Origin of the sequence: Enterobacter sp. PGRG2 (genome assembly GCF_030291195.1) — a bacterium.
Lineage (GTDB): Bacteria > Pseudomonadota > Gammaproteobacteria > Enterobacterales > Enterobacteriaceae > Enterobacter_D.
Map to the genome: position 1 here is coordinate 1,018,732 of NZ_CP127837.1, position 19,843 is coordinate 1,038,574.

A 19,843-nucleotide genomic window follows, 5' to 3' on the forward strand; every position below is an offset into this window, starting at 1 on the left:
CTCAGGCAATCACGCCAAGTTTTTTACCGATGCGGGTAAAGGCTTCCACCGCACGTTCGATTTGCTCAGGGGTATGCGCCGCCGACATCTGGGTGCGGATACGCGCCTGGCCTTTTGGCACCACCGGGAAGAAAAAGCCGGTGACGTAAATGCCTTCTTTTTGCAGTTCGCGGGCAAAGTTCTGCGCGACCACAGCATCGCCCAGCATCACCGGGATGATGGCGTGATCGGCTCCCGCCAGCGTAAAGCCTGCGGCGGTCATTTTTTCGCGGAACAGGCGCGCGTTAGTCCACAGACGGTTACGCAGCTCGCTGCCTTCCGCCAGCATCTCCAGCACTTTGATGGAGGCGGCGACAATCGCCGGGGCCAGCGAGTTGGAGAACAGATACGGACGGGAGCGCTGACGCAGCCATTCCACCACTTCTTTGCGCGCCGCCGTATAACCGCCGGATGCGCCGCCGAGGGCTTTACCGAGGGTGCCGGTAATGATGTCGACACGGCTCATCACATCGCAATACTCATGGGTGCCGCGGCCATTTTCACCGACAAAGCCTACCGCGTGGGAATCATCCACCATCACCAGCGCATCGTATTTGTCCGCCAGGTCGCACACGCCTTTCAGGTTGGCGATCACGCCGTCCATTGAGAACACGCCGTCGGTGGCGATCAGCACGTGACGCGCGCCGCCGTCGCGGGCTTCTTTCAGACGCGCTTCCAGCTCCTGCATATCGTTATTGGCGTAACGGAAACGCTTCGCTTTACACAGGCGCACACCATCAATGATCGAGGCGTGGTTCAGCGCGTCGGAAATAATGGCATCTTCCGCGCCCAGCAGGGTTTCAAACAGACCGCCGTTGGCGTCGAAACAGGAGGAGTACAGGATCGCATCTTCCATGCCGAGAAATTCAGCCAGCTTCTGCTCCAGCACTTTATGACTGTCCTGCGTCCCGCAAATAAAACGCACCGACGCCATGCCGAAACCGTGTGAATCCATGCCCGCTTTGGCGGCCGCGATCAGGTCCGGGTGGTTCGCCAGGCCCAGATAGTTGTTGGCGCAAAAGTTGATCACCTGGCTGCCGTCGCCGACGGTAATGTCCGCCTGCTGCGCCGAAGTAATGATCCGTTCTTCTTTAAACAACCCTTCCGCACGCGCGGTTTCCAGGTCATGGCTTAACTGTTTGTAAAAATCCCCACGCATTGCAATTCTCCAGACTGGACAAATTTCGGCACATATTACCCAAAGCTATACGTTGATACGAGATGACGCATCATCCATTGTTCATTTTGCAGCATAAATCACGTGTCGTCGGGAAGGTTGGCGGTGAATGGCTGAAGGGTCTGCAATGTGATGGTATGATAAGAAATATTCGTGTCCGGGATTGTCCCGGCGCGCCTCAATTCAAAGGTCACAGTTATGATTATCGTTACCGGCGGCGCAGGCTTTATCGGCAGCAACATCGTTAAAGCGCTGAATGACAAGGGCATCACTGACATTCTGGTCGTGGATAACCTGAAAGATGGCACCAAGTTTGTAAACCTGGTGGATCTGAATATCGCCGACTATATGGATAAAGAAGACTTCCTGATCCAGGTGATGGCGGGGGAAGAGTTCGGCGATATCGAGGCGATTTTCCATGAAGGTGCCTGCTCGTCCACTACGGAGTGGGACGGTAAGTACATGATGGATAACAACTATCAGTACTCTAAAGAGGTGCTGCACTACTGCCTGGAGCGCAACATTCCGTTCCTGTATGCCTCTTCTGCGGCGACCTACGGCGGCCGTACCTCTGACTTTATTGAATCCCGCGAATACGAGAAGCCGCTGAACGTTTACGGCTACTCCAAGTTTTTGTTTGATGAATATGTGCGCCAGATCCTGCCGGAAGCGACGTCCCCGATCGTCGGTTTCCGCTACTTCAACGTCTATGGCCCGCGCGAAGGTCACAAAGGCAGCATGGCGAGCGTGGCCTTCCATCTCAACACCCAGCTGAACAATGGCGAAACGCCTAAGCTGTTCGAAGGCAGCGAAAACTTTAAGCGCGATTTCGTCTACGTGGGCGACGTGGCGGCGGTCAACCTGTGGTTCTGGGAAAACGGCGTGTCCGGTATTTTCAACCTCGGCACCGGACGTGCAGAGTCCTTCCAGGCGGTGGCTGATGCGACCCTGGCGTTCCACAAAAAAGGCAGCATTGAGTACATTCCGTTCCCGGAAAAACTGAAAGGCCGCTACCAGGCGTTCACCCAGGCGGATCTCACTAACCTGCGCGCCGCAGGCTACGATAAGCCGTTCAAAACCGTGGCCGAAGGCGTAACAGAGTATATGGCCTGGCTGAACCGCGACGCCTGACGATGAAGATCCTTGTGGTAGGCCCGTCATGGGTGGGCGACATGATGATGTCGCAAAGTCTCTATCGCACGCTCAGGGCGCGCTATCCTCAGGCGATTATTGACGTGATGGCACCCGCGTGGTGTCGTCCGTTATTGTCGCGCATGCCGGAAGTCAACGAGGCGATTGCCATGCCGCTGGGACACGGTGCGCTTGAGCTTGGCGAGCGGCGCAGGCTCGGGCACAGCCTGCGTGAGCGACGTTACGATCGCGCTTACGTCCTGCCGAACTCCTTTAAATCCGCGCTGGTGCCGTTCTTTGCGGGCATCCCGCACCGTACCGGCTGGCGCGGTGAAATGCGTTATGGCGTGCTCAACGACGCCCGCGTGCTGGATAAACAAGCCTGGCCGCTGATGGTGGAGCGCTATGTGGCGCTGGCGTGGGACAAAGGCGTGATGCAGTCGGCGAAAGATCTGCCGCAGCCGCTGCTGTGGCCGCAGTTGCAGGTCACGGAGGCGGAAAAAACCCGAACCTGCGATGCGTTCGGCCTCTCCACTGAACGTCCCCTCATCGGCTTTTGCCCCGGCGCAGAATTCGGCCCGGCCAAACGCTGGCCGCACTACCATTACGCAGAGCTGGCTAAGCAGCTGATCGACGAAGGTTATCAGGTGGTGCTATTCGGATCGGCGAAAGATCACGACGCCGGTAATGAGATCCTCGCCGCCCTGAGCATTGAGCAGCAGGCCTGGTGCCGCAACCTCGCCGGTGAAACTCAGCTGGAACAGGCAGTGCTTTTACTCGCCGCCTGTAAAGCCGTGGTGACGAATGACTCCGGCCTGATGCACGTCGCCGCGGCTCTGAATCGCCCGCTGGTGGCGCTGTACGGCCCCAGTAGCCCCGACTTTACCCCGCCGCTGTCGCATAAAGCCCGGGTTATTCGTCTGATCACCGGCTATCACAAAGTCCGCAAAGGCGACAGTGAGCAGGGCTATCACCAGAGCCTGATCGACATTACGCCTGAGCGGGTGCTTAATGAACTTAATGCGTTACTGCTGGCGGAAGAAGGGTAACGGATGCGGGTTCTGATCGTAAAAACCTCGTCGATGGGCGATGTGCTGCATACGCTGCCCGCGTTAACCGACGCCATGCAGGCTATTCCGGGCATTCGTTTTGACTGGGTGGTTGAAGAGGGCTTCGCGCAGATCCCCGGCTGGCATGCCGCCGTCGATCGCGTGATCCCGGTGGCGATCCGCCGCTGGCGTAAGGCGTGGTTCTCCGCACCGATCCGCGCCGAACGGCAGAAATTTCGTGACGCCGTCCGCGCTGTACAATACGACGCTATTATTGATGCGCAGGGCTTAGTGAAAAGCGCAGCGCTGGTGACGCGTCTGGCGCGCGGCGTTAAGCATGGTATGGACTGGCACAGCGCCCGCGAGCCGCTGGCGAGCCTGTTTTATAACCGTCGCCATGCCATCGCCAAAGCGCAGCACGCCGTGGAACGCACCCGCGAGCTGTTCGCCCGTAGTCTGGGTTATGCCCGACCGCAAACCCAGGGCGATTACGGCATTGCGCAGCACTTCCTGACCGACCAGACGCAACCTGCTTCTTACGCCGTGTTCCTGCATGCCACTACCCGCGATGATAAGCACTGGCCTGAGTCCCACTGGCGCGAGCTGATCGCCTTGTTGCAGCCCACCGGACTGCGCATCAAGCTGCCCTGGGGAGCCGCCCACGAAGAAGCGCGCGCAAAACGGCTGGCGCAGGATATGGATCACGTTGAGGTACTGCCGCGCATGAGTCTGGAAAAGGTGGCGCGCGAACTGGCAGGCGCTGCCTTTGTGGTGTCGGTGGACACCGGATTAAGCCATCTGACCGCCGCCCTTGATCGTCCTAATATCACGTTATATGGCCCGACCGATCCGGGATTAATTGGCGGTTATGGCAAAAATCAGGTCGTTTGCCGCCCTGAACATTCATCGCAGTTAAGCGATCTCCCCGCCGCTGCGGTCCTGGAAAAATTACAGCCCTTGCTGGCAGCAGAGAATGTCCATGTCTGACTTTTTCACGGCTGAACGCCCGCCGAAACGGGTGCTGATCATCAAGCTTCGTCATCATGGTGATGTGCTTTTAACCTCGCCGCTGTTTACCGTGCTGAAAAAAAACTGGCCGGGCGTGGAAGTGGACGCGCTGGTCTATGACGATACACAGGCGATGCTCACCAGCCACCCCTATATCGATCGGGTGCACACCATCGGGCGCAACTGGCGTAAACAGGGCTGGCTGAAGCAGCTGAGCCTGTATCGCCAGCTGCGTAACTCCCTGAAAGCGCGGGATTATGACGTGCTAATCAACCTGACCGAGCACTGGCACGGCGCACGGCTGGCGCGCAAGCTGAAGCCGCGCGTTTCCGTCGGCTTTAAGCCGGATAAACGTAGCGGACTGGCGCGCTGGCGCTGGGTGAAATCTTTCACCACGCTCTATCCGGCGATCCAGGACAACAGCCGTCATATGGTGGAAGTGAACCTCGATGCACTCCGCCGCATTGGCATCCATCCGGCGAGCGTGGAAGACAAACGCACGCTGTTCGTACCGGGCGAGGACGCGGAAACCTCTGTGCTCAACAAGCTGGCCGGTTTTGGTCTGGTGGGAAAAGATTATGTGCTGGTGCATCCCACCTCACGCTGGATGTTCAAGGCCTGGCAAATTGACAAGCTGGCGGCCACCGTTGATGCCATTGCCGCGCGCGGCATTCCGGTGATCCTCTCCGCTGCGCCATCGAAAGAAGAAACCGCCTATATGGATCAGCTCCGCGCTGCGCTGACGCAGCCGGTGTTCGATCTCAGCGGACAGCTGAATCTGAAAGAGCTGGGCGCGCTGATGAAACATGCGCGGCTCTACTTTGGCGTCGACTCGATGCCGATGCATCTGGCCAGCGCTGTGGGGACGCCGACGGTGGCGATTTTTGGTCCGACCGGGGCGATTAAGTGGGCGCCCTGGGGCGTGGCCTACCGGGTAATTATCGCAGGCTTCACCTGCCAGCCCTGCGGGAAAGCAGGCTGCGGCGACAGCGGCGTGTCGGACTGCATCACCGCCATTACGCCACAGCAGGTGCTGAGCGCCATTGATACGCTGCTACTGGAAAATCCGGCATGAAACTGGCGATTGTCCGACAGACCTATAACCCCAACGGCGGCGCGGAGCGGTTTGTTTCCCGCGCCCTGAATACCCTGGCGGGCGACAGTTCGCTGGACGTCACGCTGATCGCCCGCCAGTGGGAGAACGCCACCGGCTGGCAGACGCTGACCGTCGATCCGCCCTTCCGTAACCGCACCGCCCGGGAAGCTGGCTTTGCCCGCGCGGCGTCTCAGCTGTTTAACCGCTTCGACATTGTGCAGAGCCACGAGCGTATTCCCGGCGCCACCATTTTTCGCGCCGGTGACGGCGTGCACGCCACCTGGCTTGAGCAGTACAGCCGCATTCTGTCGCTGCCGAAGCGCTGGTCGCAGTCCTTCAGCCCTTACCACCGCTACATTTTGCAGGCGGAGCAGGCGATGTTCACCCATCCGGCGCTGCGCAAAGTGATCTGCAACTCTAAGATGGTACGGGATGACATTGTTCGTCGCTTCCGTCTGCCCGCTGACAGGCTGACGGTGATTTATAACGGCGTCGATACCACCCATTTCCATCCGGACGTACGCAAACTGACGATGCGGGAAACGCTGGCGATCCCAGCCGATGCGCCGGTGCTGGCTTACGTCGGTTCCGGCTTTGCGCGTAAAGGCGTGGCGACAGCACTGGCGGCCATCGCGGCGCATCCCGGCGTCTGGCTGCTGGTCGCCGGGCGCGATAAAAATGCCCGTAAATTCGAAAAGCAGGCGCAGTCGCTGGGCGTGGCGGATCGGGTAAAATTTCTCGGCCCGGTGGCGGATGTGCGCCAGGTCTACGGCACGGCGGATGCACTGATCCTGCCGACCCTGTACGATCCCTTTCCAAATGTCTGCGTGGAAGCGCTGGCCTGCGGATTACCGCTGTTTACCAGCCCCGGATGCGGGGCGGCGGAATGGATCCGCGAAGGGGAAAACGGCTGGGTGCGCGATGCGCTGGACGTTTCCGGCTACCGGCAGGCTATCGGCGAATGGCTGTCGGGTCGCGAGGCGGGAAAAGCGTACGCCATAAATGCCCGCACCACCGCCGAGCCCTGGACGCTCGACCGCATGGCGCAGGAGTTACAGTCGCTTTATCGCGAACTATTATGCTGAATCGCGTCGGAAAACACCTTTTCCATCGCGCTCAACATGCAGTCCCGCGTGAGATGGGCGAGAAGATAATCATAACCCTGCTGCGCCAGCTGGTCGCGAAGCGCAGCATCTTTGTGCAGCGTGACAATCGCATCACGCAGCGCCCCGGCATCACGCTGGCCGACCAGCAGGCCGGTCTGGCGGTCAATCACCGCATCCGCCGTACCGCCCGCGTCGGTGGCAATAGTAGCGATGCGGCTGGCGAGGGATTGCAGCACGCCCTGCGGCACACCTTCCATATCGTGGGACGGGCTTAACGCAATATCAAACGCCGGGAACCACTTCTCCGGCGCAGCCTGATGCCCCGCCATCAATACGCGATCGGTCAAACCCAGCCGTACGATTTCCTGCTCCAGCGCCGCACGGTGTGGACCTTCGCCGACAATCGCCAGCTTGATCGTCGGATCAGAGATCTGCGCCAGCGCCTCCAGCAACACGCTGTGGCCTTTGTTGGGGCGCAGGTGCGACACCACGCCGAGCCAGAAATCATCCGCCGACAGACCGCACTGCTGGCGCGCCGCCTGTTTATCCGCCGGATGAAAACGTGCCGGATCGACGCCGCTGGGTACGGAGGTGGTTTGTTCCAGCGGCACGCCAATCGCCGTCATCTGATGCCGCAGCGCTTCGCCCGTGGTGACGATATGCGCGCAGGCGGTGCGGAACAGCCAGCGGCTGCCGGCATTATTGCGCGGTAAACCGGATGCATGACGGGTGCGCACCAGCGGCACCGGGCGTGAGAGCGTCAGGTTCGCCAGCGCCACCAGCCAGGTATCGGCTGAGTTATGGCTATTGACCACGTCCACAGCCTGCCGGTTGGCCTGCAGCCAGCGGCGTAACGCCAGCAGGTTCGGCACATTTTTCCGCCTGAGCGGAAGCGTCACCACCGTCAGCCCGGCATTCTGCGCCAGCGCATGCAGCGGCGCGCTCTCCGGACAAAGAATGGTCACCTGATGACCACGCTGGATCATACCCAGTGACTCATTGATGATGCGCAATGGCTGACCGCCCTTACCGCCATCGGCTTCTGTGTGAACAATATGCATACGCTTCCTGTGAGTGGCTAACGACCTCATTAATCGAATCATTATATACTTGCAGGCCCGCCTGACGCACATTCATCGCCCGCTCAGTGATAATCTTACTTACAAACATTATTCTTCTTAAGTTGTGCTATCTATGGTAATTTTCCTGCGCTTTCACAAATCTCTCCGCCCTGTCGTGGAATTCTTGTGCTGCTGCGTTACTACCCGGTCACCACGCCGAAATCCTTAACTAGCCTAAATAATTATGACGAAAACTCGTAACATCCTGACAGGCCTGTTAGTTCTCTATACATTAGCATTATGCTTCGCCTGGCCGATTCCTAACGATCAATTACCGTTTCATCGAAATGGCCTGATTTATCCTTTAATTGCTTTATCTGTTGGCCTTTTCTTTTCTTCACCTGAAGCCCGCACTCGTTTAAATTTCAGACAGATTAAGTTTGTTCTTTTTGCCGTCTGGGTATTAACTTTCTTTATTCTGATTAATGGCTTTGTTGTCACTCCCGATATTAAAGAAATGGTTTCGGCGTGGAGCGGCCAGTGGTTACGACCGGTCCTGCTATTCTGTGCCGGTATGGTCATGTTACCTGCCATACAAACCGCCTTCCCCAACTTTTCCGCGGCCCGTCTGTTTACGCTGATCGTTTTATTCTTCTGGGGCGTCATCTGTATCCATCTGCTGGATACCCTCTGGCTGTACTGGCGTGATGGGTATATTCACTGGGGGGAAACACGGATCGTCTTTAACCGCACCCGTATGAGCTTCCAGGTGAATATGATCACCGGTTTTCTGATTGCCGAGTTGCTGGCCCGAGGTTTACTACACCAGCGTTTCCTGCGTCTGAACACACCAGTACTGGTAGCGATTTTATTGTCTAACCTGGTTTGTACCGCCCTTATAGATACGCGATGGGGAACCATTGGGCTAGTGGGCAGCCTGTTTTCAACCTTTGTTCTGCTTGGTGTGCATCATATGCGCCGTAGTAAAGTCGTGCTGATGGGCACTATATTAGTGCTATTTATCGCCGCCTCTTTGACATTAGGTTATGCCTCATGGAAAACCGATCCGCGCTGGCAAACGCTTGAGAGTGATGCCATTGCCGGATGGAATGCGCCGTTAAACAGTTTTTGCTACAACAATGTCATTGGTGTTGTGCCCAAAAATAGCCTTGGCGTCCAGATGAATCATTCTAATGGCTGCCGCGCCAGTTTCTTTCACACAGGCTGGAAGATCATAGCCGAGCACCCGGCAGGCATGGGCCCGCGTAAAGAGGCCTTTAATTACATCCTGCGTCGCGATACGGGTTCCGATTTCATTACCGTTCCGCACAGCCACTACGGCTTGATCGAATTTGGTCTGCAAAACGGCATTGCGGGGATTGCGGGCTGGCTGATTTTGCTGATGGGCTGCTGGTATATCGGATGGCGGCAGTTCCGCCGCGGCAACACCATGGCAGGCATGTTCCTGCTGCTGTTCACGGTAGGCTTCTTCTCACGTACGCTGGTCGATCATAACCTTAAGGATCACTACCTTGAGCAATATATGATGCTCACCGGCCTGCTTATCGGCATCTGCTCGTTGACGCCGCGCAATGAGAAACAGCCCACTTCCTGATGGTAATGTTCCTGCACCAGTGGTTTTCTTTATCACTTAGTAGATAATAGCCACCGCTGGTGCTGCCATACCCCGGCAGAACTCATTCAGATAATGGCTGTCGAAAAGCCACCGCATTGCCCGCTTTTACGGAGAAAGCATGTCAGATACCCCGCAATTGAGCCTCGTTGTCGCCGTCTATAATGGTGAAAAGTTTCTGAGCGCTTTTTTTGACAGCATCAAAAGTCAGAACCTGAACAGCCTCGAATTGATTATCGTAAACGACGGTTCGACCGATAATTCTGCGGCGATCATTGCCCGCTACGCCGATGAATTCAGCGATTATCAGGTTATCGATCAGCCCAATCAGGGGGTTTCAGCGGCACGCAATACCGGGCTGGCGGTTGCCCGAGGTGAGTACATTGCGTTTCCGGATATTGACGATGTGATCTATCCGGGGATGTATACCCGCCTGCTGGAAATAGCCAGAAAGGGCGATCTGGATGTGGCAACCTGTAATGGCACCTATATTTACGATGATGGCCGCCCGGCGAAGAAAATTTTCCCGTCCGATAAGCTGCCCTCAACCGGCGTGCTGGACGGGCCGACCTGGCTGCAAAAAGCGCTGTCGTCACGTAAATTCCTGCATGTGACCTGGCTGAACATCTATCGCCATGCTTTTATCAAAGCGCAGGGTTTTACCTTCGAGCATGGTCTGCGCCATCAGGATATTCCCTGGACAACGGAAGTGCTGCTGACCGCGAAACGCGTGCAGTACATCGACGAAACCTATTACGACTACCTGATTCATTCGGCTTCCGTGTCCCATACCCCGGGCACCGACGACACCCGTATGCGCTCGGCTCGCCACTACATGAAAATCCTTGAGATGCTGCATGCGATTAACCAGCGTTATCCGCGACAGGTTAAGCGCGTACCCGCCTGCCACTGGCAAATTGCCAAAGAGGGGCTGGGTATTCTGCACAGCATCAATAACATTGAGGATGCGGCGAAAAAGCGCGAAATCACTGCGGAGCTTTTTTCCCGCGGGATCTGGTCCATGATCTGGCAAAATGCGCGCGGTTTCCGTCAGCGCTGGCGTCTGGGACGCCGTTACTTTCGTCTTAAGAAACTGATTAAATAAAGCGAACCTATGAATAAGCTTAAATTGCACGCCGTATCCCGGGCGGACTTTATCGCCAAAAACTACGCCGATTTTGATGCGCTGCTTGCCGCAGGAACGGATCCGAACACCATTCCTGAACGTTTCTATTGCGGCGGACGCGGTGGCTGGACATTCCAGACCACGCTTGCTCTGAAGCACTATTACGGTGATGCAATCGAGTGTTCATTCGGTTCCGAATGCCGTCCTGATGCGATCAATCTGATGCATAACGATGACTTCGGCTCACGGGTCAAACCCTGGAAAGGCATCACTGTCGTCGCCCGCGCCGACCGCCCGCCGGTAATAGGCGCAGATTATGTGGTCGATCAGAACCCGGAAGTTGACGGCCACAGCAACCGCATTTTTGTGCCGTACTGGCCCCAGCCAGGCGTTCAGCCGCGCGAGCGCACCGATGATAGCGTGCAGACGGTGGCCTACTTTGGCCGGGTGGACAGCTTCCCGGAAGAGTATCGCAGCGAAGCGTTTAAACAACGTCTTGCAGAACAGGGCATCACCCTGCGTATCTCCTTTGATAACTGGGTGGATTACCGCGATGTGGATGTCTGCGTGAGCTTCCGCAAATCTCATGACCACAAGCTGGCCCGTAAGCCAGCCAGCAAACTCATCAATAACTGGCTGGGTAAAACAGTCATGGTGTGCGATGACGAGCCGTCATTCCGCGCTATCCGCGAGAGCGAACTGGATTATCTGATTGCCAAAAACCCTGACGACGCTTTTGCCGCCATCATGCGACTGAAAAACTCGCCAGAGTTATTCCGTCAAATGCGCGAGCAGGGCGAAAAACGGCTACAGGTTTACTCCCGTGAAGCCGTAGCTGCCCGCTGGTATGCCTTGTTTGAGGATATCTGGCGTAAAGGCTTACATAACCGTCCGACGTTCGTCCGCGCGGTGCGCTTTGGTTTTGGTAAAGCCATTCGTCCCCTGACCAAGAAATTCTAAAACCATTCGGGTTAAAACATGTTCAGATCGTCATTGCTGTCCCGCCCTTCGCTGGGACGAAATCTGCTTAAGACCATTATTCTTACGCTGATTTTTACGGCGTTTTTTGCGCTTTCCGAAATTATTGTCAGCCTTAAAGACACAGCATACAGCCCGAAATCAGGTGATATTGCGCTGTATGTGATCATCTCTCTGCTTGCGGCGGTCAGCATTCGTTTTATGCTGACGCGCGTGCTGCTGGCGATCACCTATATCGTGCAGCTATCTGAGGCTATCTACCACCAGTTTTATGGGCAGTTCTATGGTCCGAGCGAAGTGTGGCTGGCGTTTGTTGAAACGAAAGATATTGCCAGCGGCATTACTGACAGCCTCGGTGCGCTGGGCATTTATTTTGTGATCATGCTGGTGGCGATCGTCTTCGCGCTGGTGTTTGCCCGCCGTATTGGGCCGCACTGGCACAAATGGGTTGCCGCCCCCTGCCTGCTGGCGATTGCCGTGATGTTTTTAGGCCAGTTCTACAAAGCCATCGACGGCCAGATGTATAAATTCAATCCTGACCTGCGCCACTCCCTGCTGCGCAACGGCCTGTCAGCGATGAGCTTTAGCGCGGTACGGCTGATCCCGGAAGCGCTGTCGGGCGAAAACCAGAATATCGCCCATTACGAGCCTTACCAGGTCACGCCGGTTGCAGACCACCAGACCGGGAAATACTCAGTGATCCTGGCCATTGGCGAGAGTCTGAACCCGCATCATGTCAGCGCGCTCGGCTATGAAAGAGAGACCACGCCAGAACTGAAAGCGCTGATGGAGCAATACCAGGGTAGTGGACGTCTGATTGTCTCTAACGCCGTCTCCACGCGTGTCGCCATTCCGATGCTGGTCAACAACCTGCGCGAGCCGGATAACTTCTCGGCGTATAAAAGCAAAGCGACCAATATTTTTGCCAATGCGAAGAAACAGGGTTATCAGACCGCGTTTATTTCAGCGCAGGGTCTGGAAGGGCTGAGCAACTGGATTGGCATTCATGACATCGATTTTTGGGAAGATACGCAGGTGCGTCCGGCCCCGGATGTGGGCGCTGACCGGATCCTCACCCCGTCCGTTGAAAAAGCCCCGCTGGACTGGAATAAACCCTTCATGATGGTGCTGAACAGCCGCGCACCGCATATTCCTTATGAGCGGAACATTCCGGCCGGATTCGCGAAGTTTTCCACTCCGCATCTTGATGATGACGTGGCGCAGAAAAAGAATGAATATGACGATGCCGTTCGTCTTTACGACAAGGAGCTGGCCTCTGCGATCCGTACGGTGATGGCGAAATCGAAACTGCCGGTGCTGGTCTTTATCACCTCCGATCATGGTGAACGCGTCGGAGATGGCGGGCTGTTCGGGCACTCCGTCGTGGAAATGCCGATTGCGCAGGTGCCGTTCATCTATTTCAGTAACGATCCGGCGATGTCCCTGAAAAACATCAGCCCGCAGATGCCGCTGAACCATTTCCAGCTGGCGACGCTGATCAATAAAGTGCTGGGTTATCAGGTGACAAACCCGAATCAGAAAGATGACAGTTATTTCATTACCGGCGGCGATATTCGGGGTCTTTCGGAGCGGATCACCTATCATCTGAACGAACTCCCGCCAGCAGAGCAGTAATCGTTTTTCCCGCGCACAGGGCTTTTCTGCCCTGTGCCGTCCAGTGGTTCTTCGTTTTCCCCTTTCGCATTGTACGAAACAGTGGCAAAAGCGTGACCAAAAGCGCCAAAAGTATAGCTTTAGCCCGCTTTAATGCTTAGAATTTGCCCGCCGAAACTCAAAAAACGGATAATCGCTTGGAATTGTTGTATACCGCCCTGCTCTATCTTATCCAGCCGCTGGTGTGGCTGCGTTTGTTGCTTCGCAGCCGCAAGGCTCCCGCGTATCGTAAACGCTGGGCTGAGCGCTATGGCTATTGCAGTAACAAAGTGAAGCCGGACGGTATTCTTCTGCATTCCGTGTCGGTGGGGGAAACCCTGGCGGCCATTCCGCTGGTGCGTGCGCTGCGCCACCGTTATCCTGCGTTACCCATCACCGTGACCACCATGACGCCCACCGGCTCGGAGCGCGTGATGTCGGCCTTCGGCAAAGACGTGCATCACGTCTATCTGCCTTACGATTTACCCTGCGCGATGAACCGCTTTCTCGCTACCGTGCGGCCAAAGCTTGTCATCGTTATGGAAACCGAGCTGTGGCCGAATATGATTTCCGCGCTGCATGCCCGTAAAATCCCGCTGGTGATCGCCAACGCCCGCCTGTCGGAACGCTCAGCAAAAGGCTACGGCAAGCTGGGCAACTTTATGCGCCGCCTGCTGGGCAAAATTACGCTGATTGCCGCCCAGAATGACGAAGACGCCGATCGCTTCCTGAAGCTCGGCCTCAAACGTAATCAGCTGGCCGTTACCGGTAGTCTCAAATTTGATATTTCCGTTACGCCGGAGCTGGCGGCGCGCGCCATTACGCTGCGCCGACAGTGGGCGCCGCGCCGTCAGGTGTGGATCGCCACCAGCACCCACGATGGCGAAGAAGAGATTATTCTTCAGGCGCACCGCAAGCTGCTGGAAACCTTCCCCGATTTACTGCTGATCCTGGTGCCGCGCCATCCGGAGCGTTTTAAAGACGCGCGCGATATGGTGCAGAAAGGCGGCTTCAGCTTTACCCTGCGCAGCACCGGCGAGATCCCGTCCGGCAGCACGCAGGTGGTGATTGGCGATACCATGGGCGAGCTGATGCTGCTGTACGGCATTGCCGATCTGGCGTTTGTGGGCGGCAGCCTGGTGGAGCGCGGCGGGCATAACCCGCTGGAGCCGGCGGCGCATGCCATTCCGGTGCTGATGGGCCCGCACACCTTCAACTTCAAAGATATTTGCGCCAAGTTGCAACAGGCGGATGGTCTGATCACCGTTACCGATGCGGATTCGCTGGTGAAAGAGGTTTCGACCCTGCTGACCGATGAAGATTATCGCCTGTGGTACGGCCGCCATGCCGTTGAAGTGCTGCACCAGAATCAGGGCGCGCTCTCACGACTGCTGCAACTCCTGCAACCTTATCTGCCGCAGCGGAGCCACTAATGCGCCTCTCGGTGGTGATGATCGCCAAAAACGCCGCCGATCTGTTGCCGGATTGCCTGGCTTCGGTGGCCTTTGCCGATGAGATCGTGCTGCTGGACTCCGGCAGCACCGATGACACCCTCACTATCGCCCGCAACGCCGGGGTCAAGGTCTTCACCAATACCGACTGGCAGGGCTACGGTATTCAGCGCCAGCGGGCGCAGGCGTATGCCACGGGCGATTATGTGCTGATGATCGACACCGACGAGCGCGTCACGCCGGAACTCGCCCGGGCCATTCAGGGCGTGCTGGCCTCCCCTGCGCCAGATACCATCTACAGCATTGCCCGCCGTAACTATTTTCTTGGCCGTTTTATGCGCCACAGCGGCTGGTACCCGGATCGCGTGATGCGTCTGTATCCGCGGGAAAAGTATCAGTACAACAGCAATGCCGTGCATGAATCCCTGGAAAGCGCAGGTGCGTCGATGGTAAACCTGCAGGGCGATCTGCTGCATCTGACCTGCCGCGACTTTGCCAGTTTCCAGCAAAAGCAGTTCAACTACGCCACCGCCTGGGCGAAAGAGCGCCATCAGCAGGGCAAGAAGACCAGCATTACAGGTATCTTTGCGCATACGATCGGCGCGTTTATGAAAACGCTGGTGCTGCGCGGCGGCGTGCTCGACGGCAAACAGGGCTGGCTGCTGGCCGTGGTGAATGCGCAGTATACTTTTAATAAATATACCGGGCTGTGGGCGCTGAACCACGGCTACTCAGAAAAGAGCGCGCCATGACGACAAAAGCCATTTATCCCGGCACTTTCGATCCCATCACCAACGGCCATGTTGACATCATCACCCGTGCGGCCTGCATGTTTGACAAGGTCATCATGGCGATTGCCGCCAGTCCGGGGAAGAAACCGCTATTTAGTCTGGATGAGCGCGTTGATATGGCGCGTCAGGCCACCGTGCATCTGACTAACGTTGAAGTCGTCGGTTTTAGCGATTTGATGGCGAATTTCGCCCGCGACCAGAAGGCAAATATCCTGATCCGCGGACTGCGGGCAGTGGCTGACTTCGAATATGAAATGCAGCTCGCCCAAATGAACCGTCACCTGATGCCGGATCTGGAAAGCGTCTTCCTGATGCCGTCAAAAGAGTGGTCGTTTATCTCGTCATCGCTGGTCAAGGAAGTGGCCCGTCATCATGGCGACGTCACCCACTTCCTGCCTGCGCAGGTACATCAGGCGCTACTCGCTAAGCTGCAGGCGTAGCGCCCGGAGGTTTTACTTCTGGCAGTTGCGGCAGTAAAAGGTGGAGCGCTGGGCATGTTTGCTGGCCACTATGGGCGCGGCGCAGATCCGGCACGGCTGACCTTCCCGGCCATACACCTGTAGCTCCTGGGCAAAGTAACCCGGTTTACCGTCGCTTTGCAGGAAGTCTTTCAGCGTGGTGCCGCCCTGCTCGATAGAGCGCAACAGCACGGCCTTGATCACCCGCACCAGTAATTCGCACTCCTCCGCCGACAACGACGACGCCAGACGATCGGGATGGATCCCGGCGGCAAATAGCGACTCACTGGCGTAAATGTTACCCACCCCTACCACCAGCTTGTTATCCATCAGCCAGGGCTTGATGGCGATCTTCTTCTTCGCGCTTTTCTGGCGCAGATAGTCGGCGTTAAAGGCATCGCTGAGCGGCTCGGGGCCTAAATGCGCCAGCACGTTGTGCCCTTCAAGGGACGACGTCCACAACCAGGCGCCAAAGCGGCGCGGATCGGTGTAGCGCAGCACTTTGCCGTTGCTCATCACCAGATCGACATGGTCATGTTTTTCTGCCGGCATTTCATAGGGCAGGATACGCAGACTCCCGGACATGCCGAGATGGATGATGATCCAGCCGTCAGGCAGCTCCAGCAGCAGATATTTGGCGCGACGCTGCACGCTCAGCACCGGTTTGTCGCTCAGGGCATGGATTTCATCGGAAACAGGCCAGCGCAGGCGTCCGTTGCGCACGACAGCATGCAGAATAGTTTCACCCACCAGATGCGGCTCAATGCCACGGCGGCTGGTTTCCACTTCAGGTAATTCAGGCATGATTTCTCCGGAAGCTGAATGCAAAAAACCCCGCACAGGCGGGGTTCTTGTACATCAAAGCGAAAATTATTTAATTTTTGCTTCTTTGTAAAGCACGTGCTGACGGACAACTGGATCGAACTTTTTCAGTTCCAGTTTTTCCGGCTTAGTGCGCTTGTTCTTCGTGGTGGTATAGAAGTGACCAGTACCAGCAGAAGAAACCAGCTTGATTTTCTCACGAATACCTTTAGCCATGATTTATTTCCTCTAAGTACTTAGTACTTTTCGCCACGGGCACGCAGTTCGGAAAGAACTGTATCAATGCCTTTTTTATCGATTACACGCATACCTTTAGCAGATACACGCAGTGTGACAAAACGCTTCTCGCTCTCAACCCAAAAACGGTGAGAGTGCAGGTTCGGCAGGAAACGGCGTTTGGTCGCGTTCAGTGCGTGGGAACGGTTATTACCGGTCACCGGACGCTTGCCAGTAACTTGGCAGACTCGGGACATGTCTATTCTCCAAAAATCAAATTAGCTCGAGCTTCGTATAGGGTTATGGCGCCTCGTCAGGCTGCAAACCTGGCCTCTGGCGGTTCAATGTGAACCCACAATGCCAGGCCCATAATGCCAAACCCGAGATTCTCAAAGGTGGCGTAGTATACGCTGTGTAATCGATGTGCTCAAGTCCCGAACAGACAAAGATCCCAATGGATCGCGTAAAGTGGCCTAAATCCAGCCACGTTCGGCAAATGAAACATACTCTCCACGGCCAATTACCAGATGGTCTACCACCCGGATGTCCATGAACTGGCAGCACTTTACCACATGTTCGGTGATGATTTTATCGGATTTACTGGGCTCCGCGCTGCCCGAAGGATGATTATGCGCAAGGATCACGCCGACGGCATTAATTTTGATGGCTTCGCGGACAATTTCACGCGGATGCACCTCAACATTGGCGATAGTGCCGGTAAAAAGGCGGCAGTGCTTGAGGATCCGGTTCTGGTTATCAAGATAGATCACCATAAAGATCTCGCGCTCTTCCGCCGTTAACTGACTTTTTATAAAGGCTAATGCGACATCCGGGGACATGATGGCAAACTCCTCTGCCACCTTAACTTCGTAGAAACGGCGCGCCAGTTCGGCAATTCCTTTCAGTTGGGCATACTTTGCCAGCCCAATGCCGCCCACCTCGCTGAACGTTTCAAATTCCGCAGTCAGCAGACCATACAGCGAGCCAAAATGCCCCAGCAGATGGTGTGCCAGCGCCATGACATTTTTTCCGGGTGTGCCGGTACGTAAAAACAGCGCCAGTAATTCAACGTCGCTGAGCGATTTGACGCCAAACAGCAGTGTTTTTTCACGCGGTAGTACAGATAGCGTTTCTTCCATAATGTCACCTCCCTGTTGAGCGCCTATCCTGCCACAAAGCGGGTTAAAGGCTTTGCGTAGCGCCTCGCAAAGTGCGCAATGCGCAAAAGCACGCCAGGTGGAGGATTGTGATAAAATGCCCGCCTTCTGGTGAAATCCAACAGGAAAGAATCATGATGAGTCTGGCCGGTAAAAAAATCGTTCTTGGCGTCAGCGGCGGTATCGCAGCCTATAAAGCGCCAGAGCTGGTGCGCCGTCTGCGCGATCGCGGCGCGGAGGTGCGTGTCGCCATGACCGAGGCCGCTAAAGCCTTTATCACGCCCATGAGTTTACAGGCGGTGTCAGGCTATCCGGTTTCCGACAGCCTGCTCGATCCGGCAGCCGAAGCGGCAATGGGGCATATCGAACTGGGGAAATGGGCCGACCTGGTGATCCTGGCCCCCGCCACCGCGGATTTAATCGCCCGCGTTGCCGCCGGGATGGCCAATGACCTGGTATCGACCATTTGTCTTGCCACTCCGTCTCCGGTCGCCGTGGTGCCAGCCATGAACCAGCAGATGTACCGCGCCGCCGCCACGCAACATAATCTGGGCGTACTGGCTTCCCGCGGCTTACTGCTCTGGGGGCCGGACAGCGGCAGCCAGGCCTGCGGCGATGTCGGCCCGGGGCGAATGCTCGACCCGCTGGAGATTGTCGATCTGGCCGCGGCGCATTTTTCGCCTGTCAAAGACCTGCAACATCTGAATATCATGATTACCGCAGGCCCGACCCGGGAGCCGCTGGATCCGGTGCGCTACATCACCAATCACAGCTCCGGGAAAATGGGCTTCGCCATTGCCGCGGCTGCCGCCCGACGTGGCGCGAACGTCACGCTGGTCAGCGGGCCGGTCACGCTTGCCACGCCGCCGCAGGTTAAGCGCATTGACGTCACCACGGCGCTGGAAATGGACGCCGCCGTACAGGCCAATGTGCAAACGCAGCAGATTTTTATTGGTTGCGCCGCTGTGGCAGACTACCGTGCCGCCGCCGTTGCCGATGAGAAGATTAAAAAGCAAGGCGATGAAATCACACTGAAAATGGTGAAAAACCCGGATATCGTAGCGGGCGTCGCCGCGCTGTCCGCGCATCGCCCCTATGTTGTTGGGTTTGCTGCCGAAACGAATAATGTGGAAGAATACGCCCGGCAAAAGCGCAGCCGTAAAAATCTGGATCTGATTTGCGCCAATGACGTTTCCGGCGCGCAGCAGGGTTTTAACAGCGATAACAACGCACTGCACCTGTTCTGGCAGGACGGCGATAAAGTCTTACCGCTTGAGAGCAAGGCACTTCTGGGCCAACAACTACTGGACGAGATCGTTACCCGTTATGATGAAAAAAATCGACGTTAAGATTATGGACCCGCGTGTTGGTCAGGAATTTCCGCTGCCAACCTATGCCACCTCCGGCTCTGCCGGTCTTGACCTGCGCGCCTGTCTTGATGACGCCGTAGAACTGGCGCCGGGCGCCACCACTTTAGTTCCGACCGGACTGGCGATCCACATTGCTGACCCAACGCTGGCAGCGGTGATCCTGCCGCGCTCAGGGCTGGGACATAAACATGGCGTGGTGCTGGGTAACCTGGTGGGCCTGATCGACTCCGATTATCAGGGGCAACTGATGGTTTCCGTCTGGAACCGCGGACAAACCAGCTTCACCATCGAACCTGGCGAGCGCATCGCCCAGATGGTTTTTGTGCCGGTGGTACAGGCAGAATTTAATCTGGTGGAAGATTTCGACGCCACCGAACGTGGTGAAGGCGGCTTCGGCCATTCAGGCCGTCAATAAGCGGCTTTATAAACGCATCCCACAGCGCCATAAAGTAATAACATTACCGCAAACTTCGGTTTGCGGTCGCTGCGTGGATGCCCGCCTGACAAGTGCTTATTTTCAG

Annotated in this window: 20 protein-coding genes; 14 read left to right on the top strand and 6 right to left on the bottom strand. The window is 56.5% G+C overall.

Annotated elements, in window-relative coordinates:
- Nucleotide 1: 1 nt before the first annotated feature.
- A complete protein-coding gene (gene kbl / locus QRD42_RS04360; protein WP_072571043.1) occupies nucleotides 2-1,198 on the bottom strand; it encodes a glycine C-acetyltransferase in 1,197 nt (398 codons plus the stop codon).
- Between the two features lie 216 nt (nucleotides 1,199-1,414).
- Here kbl and rfaD point away from each other — a divergent pair, with 216 nt between their 5' ends.
- The 5 genes from rfaD to QRD42_RS04385 are packed head-to-tail and all read left to right on the top strand — an operon-like array spanning nucleotide 1,415 to nucleotide 6,585.
- Entirely contained in the window at nucleotides 1,415-2,347 is a 933-nt protein-coding gene (gene rfaD / locus QRD42_RS04365; RefSeq protein ID WP_072571042.1) for an ADP-glyceromanno-heptose 6-epimerase, read from the top strand.
- Between the two features lie 2 nt (nucleotides 2,348-2,349).
- Nucleotides 2,350-3,396, top strand: coding sequence for an ADP-heptose--LPS heptosyltransferase RfaF (gene rfaF / locus QRD42_RS04370; RefSeq protein WP_321988262.1), 1,047 nt, complete (start codon nucleotides 2,350-2,352; stop codon nucleotides 3,394-3,396).
- 3 nt (nucleotides 3,397-3,399) lie between these two features.
- Complete coding sequence (rfaC, locus tag QRD42_RS04375; RefSeq protein WP_318376781.1) at nucleotides 3,400-4,383, top strand: lipopolysaccharide heptosyltransferase RfaC; 984 nt, start codon at nucleotides 3,400-3,402, stop codon at nucleotides 4,381-4,383.
- Entirely contained in the window at nucleotides 4,376-5,479 is a 1,104-nt protein-coding gene (gene rfaQ, locus QRD42_RS04380) for a putative lipopolysaccharide heptosyltransferase III (RefSeq protein WP_318374920.1), read from the top strand. The genes rfaC and rfaQ overlap by 8 nt, the downstream gene beginning before the upstream one ends.
- A complete protein-coding gene (locus QRD42_RS04385) occupies nucleotides 5,476-6,585 on the top strand; it encodes a glycosyltransferase family 4 protein (RefSeq protein WP_321988263.1) in 1,110 nt (369 codons plus the stop codon). Before rfaQ ends, QRD42_RS04385 begins: the two co-directional genes overlap by 4 nt.
- On the opposite strand, the gene QRD42_RS04390 is transcribed toward QRD42_RS04385, so the two are convergent.
- Nucleotides 6,564-7,667: a glycosyltransferase family 4 protein gene (locus QRD42_RS04390; protein WP_321988264.1), complete on the bottom strand. Its 1,104-nt coding sequence runs from the start codon at nucleotides 7,665-7,667 to the stop codon at nucleotides 6,564-6,566. The genes QRD42_RS04385 and QRD42_RS04390 overlap by 22 nt on opposite strands.
- Before the next feature lie 244 nt (nucleotides 7,668-7,911).
- Here QRD42_RS04390 and QRD42_RS04395 point away from each other — a divergent pair, with 244 nt between their 5' ends.
- The 7 genes from QRD42_RS04395 to coaD all read left to right on the top strand — a co-directional run bounded on the left by QRD42_RS04395 (nucleotide 7,912) and on the right by coaD (nucleotide 15,739).
- Nucleotides 7,912-9,282: an O-antigen ligase family protein gene (locus tag QRD42_RS04395; protein ID WP_321988265.1), complete on the top strand. Its 1,371-nt coding sequence runs from the start codon at nucleotides 7,912-7,914 to the stop codon at nucleotides 9,280-9,282.
- A 139-nt stretch (nucleotides 9,283-9,421) separates the two neighbouring features.
- On the top strand, nucleotides 9,422-10,405 hold the full coding sequence (locus tag QRD42_RS04400; RefSeq protein WP_072571029.1) for a glycosyltransferase: 984 nt from the start codon (nucleotides 9,422-9,424) through the stop codon (nucleotides 10,403-10,405).
- 9 nt (nucleotides 10,406-10,414) lie between these two features.
- Complete coding sequence (locus QRD42_RS04405) at nucleotides 10,415-11,386, top strand: glycosyltransferase family 1 protein (RefSeq protein ID WP_321988266.1); 972 nt, start codon at nucleotides 10,415-10,417, stop codon at nucleotides 11,384-11,386.
- An 18-nt stretch (nucleotides 11,387-11,404) separates the two neighbouring features.
- On the top strand, nucleotides 11,405-13,039 hold the full coding sequence (locus QRD42_RS04410; protein ID WP_321988267.1) for a sulfatase-like hydrolase/transferase: 1,635 nt from the start codon (nucleotides 11,405-11,407) through the stop codon (nucleotides 13,037-13,039).
- A 176-nt stretch (nucleotides 13,040-13,215) separates the two neighbouring features.
- On the top strand, nucleotides 13,216-14,490 hold the full coding sequence (gene waaA / locus QRD42_RS04415) for a lipid IV(A) 3-deoxy-D-manno-octulosonic acid transferase (RefSeq protein ID WP_072571023.1): 1,275 nt from the start codon (nucleotides 13,216-13,218) through the stop codon (nucleotides 14,488-14,490).
- Nucleotides 14,490-15,260 (top strand): glycosyltransferase family 2 protein, encoded by a 771-nt coding sequence (locus tag QRD42_RS04420; protein ID WP_321988268.1) that lies wholly within the window; start codon nucleotides 14,490-14,492, stop codon nucleotides 15,258-15,260. Before waaA ends, QRD42_RS04420 begins: the two co-directional genes overlap by 1 nt.
- Complete coding sequence (gene coaD, locus QRD42_RS04425) at nucleotides 15,257-15,739, top strand: pantetheine-phosphate adenylyltransferase (RefSeq protein ID WP_321988269.1); 483 nt, start codon at nucleotides 15,257-15,259, stop codon at nucleotides 15,737-15,739. Before QRD42_RS04420 ends, coaD begins: the two co-directional genes overlap by 4 nt.
- 12 nt (nucleotides 15,740-15,751) lie before the next feature.
- Here the strand turns inward: coaD and mutM are convergent, their stop codons facing one another.
- From mutM to radC, 4 genes are all read right to left on the bottom strand, one after another.
- Nucleotides 15,752-16,561, bottom strand: a complete 810-nt coding sequence (gene mutM, locus QRD42_RS04430) for a bifunctional DNA-formamidopyrimidine glycosylase/DNA-(apurinic or apyrimidinic site) lyase (protein WP_072571018.1) — start codon at nucleotides 16,559-16,561, stop codon at nucleotides 15,752-15,754.
- A gap of 66 nt (nucleotides 16,562-16,627) precedes the next feature.
- On the bottom strand, nucleotides 16,628-16,795 hold the full coding sequence (gene rpmG, locus QRD42_RS04435; RefSeq protein ID WP_003024094.1) for a 50S ribosomal protein L33: 168 nt from the start codon (nucleotides 16,793-16,795) through the stop codon (nucleotides 16,628-16,630).
- A 20-nt stretch (nucleotides 16,796-16,815) separates the two neighbouring features.
- Nucleotides 16,816-17,052 (bottom strand): 50S ribosomal protein L28, encoded by a 237-nt coding sequence (rpmB, locus tag QRD42_RS04440; RefSeq protein WP_002436699.1) that lies wholly within the window; start codon nucleotides 17,050-17,052, stop codon nucleotides 16,816-16,818.
- 216 nt (nucleotides 17,053-17,268) lie between these two features.
- Entirely contained in the window at nucleotides 17,269-17,934 is a 666-nt protein-coding gene (radC, locus tag QRD42_RS04445; protein ID WP_318362540.1) for a RadC family protein, read from the bottom strand.
- A gap of 155 nt (nucleotides 17,935-18,089) precedes the next feature.
- Between radC and coaBC the strand changes: the two genes are divergently transcribed.
- Both coaBC and dut read left to right on the top strand, forming a co-directional pair.
- Nucleotides 18,090-19,301: a bifunctional phosphopantothenoylcysteine decarboxylase/phosphopantothenate--cysteine ligase CoaBC gene (gene coaBC / locus QRD42_RS04450; RefSeq protein ID WP_321988733.1), complete on the top strand. Its 1,212-nt coding sequence runs from the start codon at nucleotides 18,090-18,092 to the stop codon at nucleotides 19,299-19,301.
- Entirely contained in the window at nucleotides 19,279-19,737 is a 459-nt protein-coding gene (gene dut, locus QRD42_RS04455; RefSeq protein ID WP_072571014.1) for a dUTP diphosphatase, read from the top strand. Before coaBC ends, dut begins: the two co-directional genes overlap by 23 nt.
- The last annotated feature ends 106 nt before the right edge of the window (nucleotides 19,738-19,843 follow it).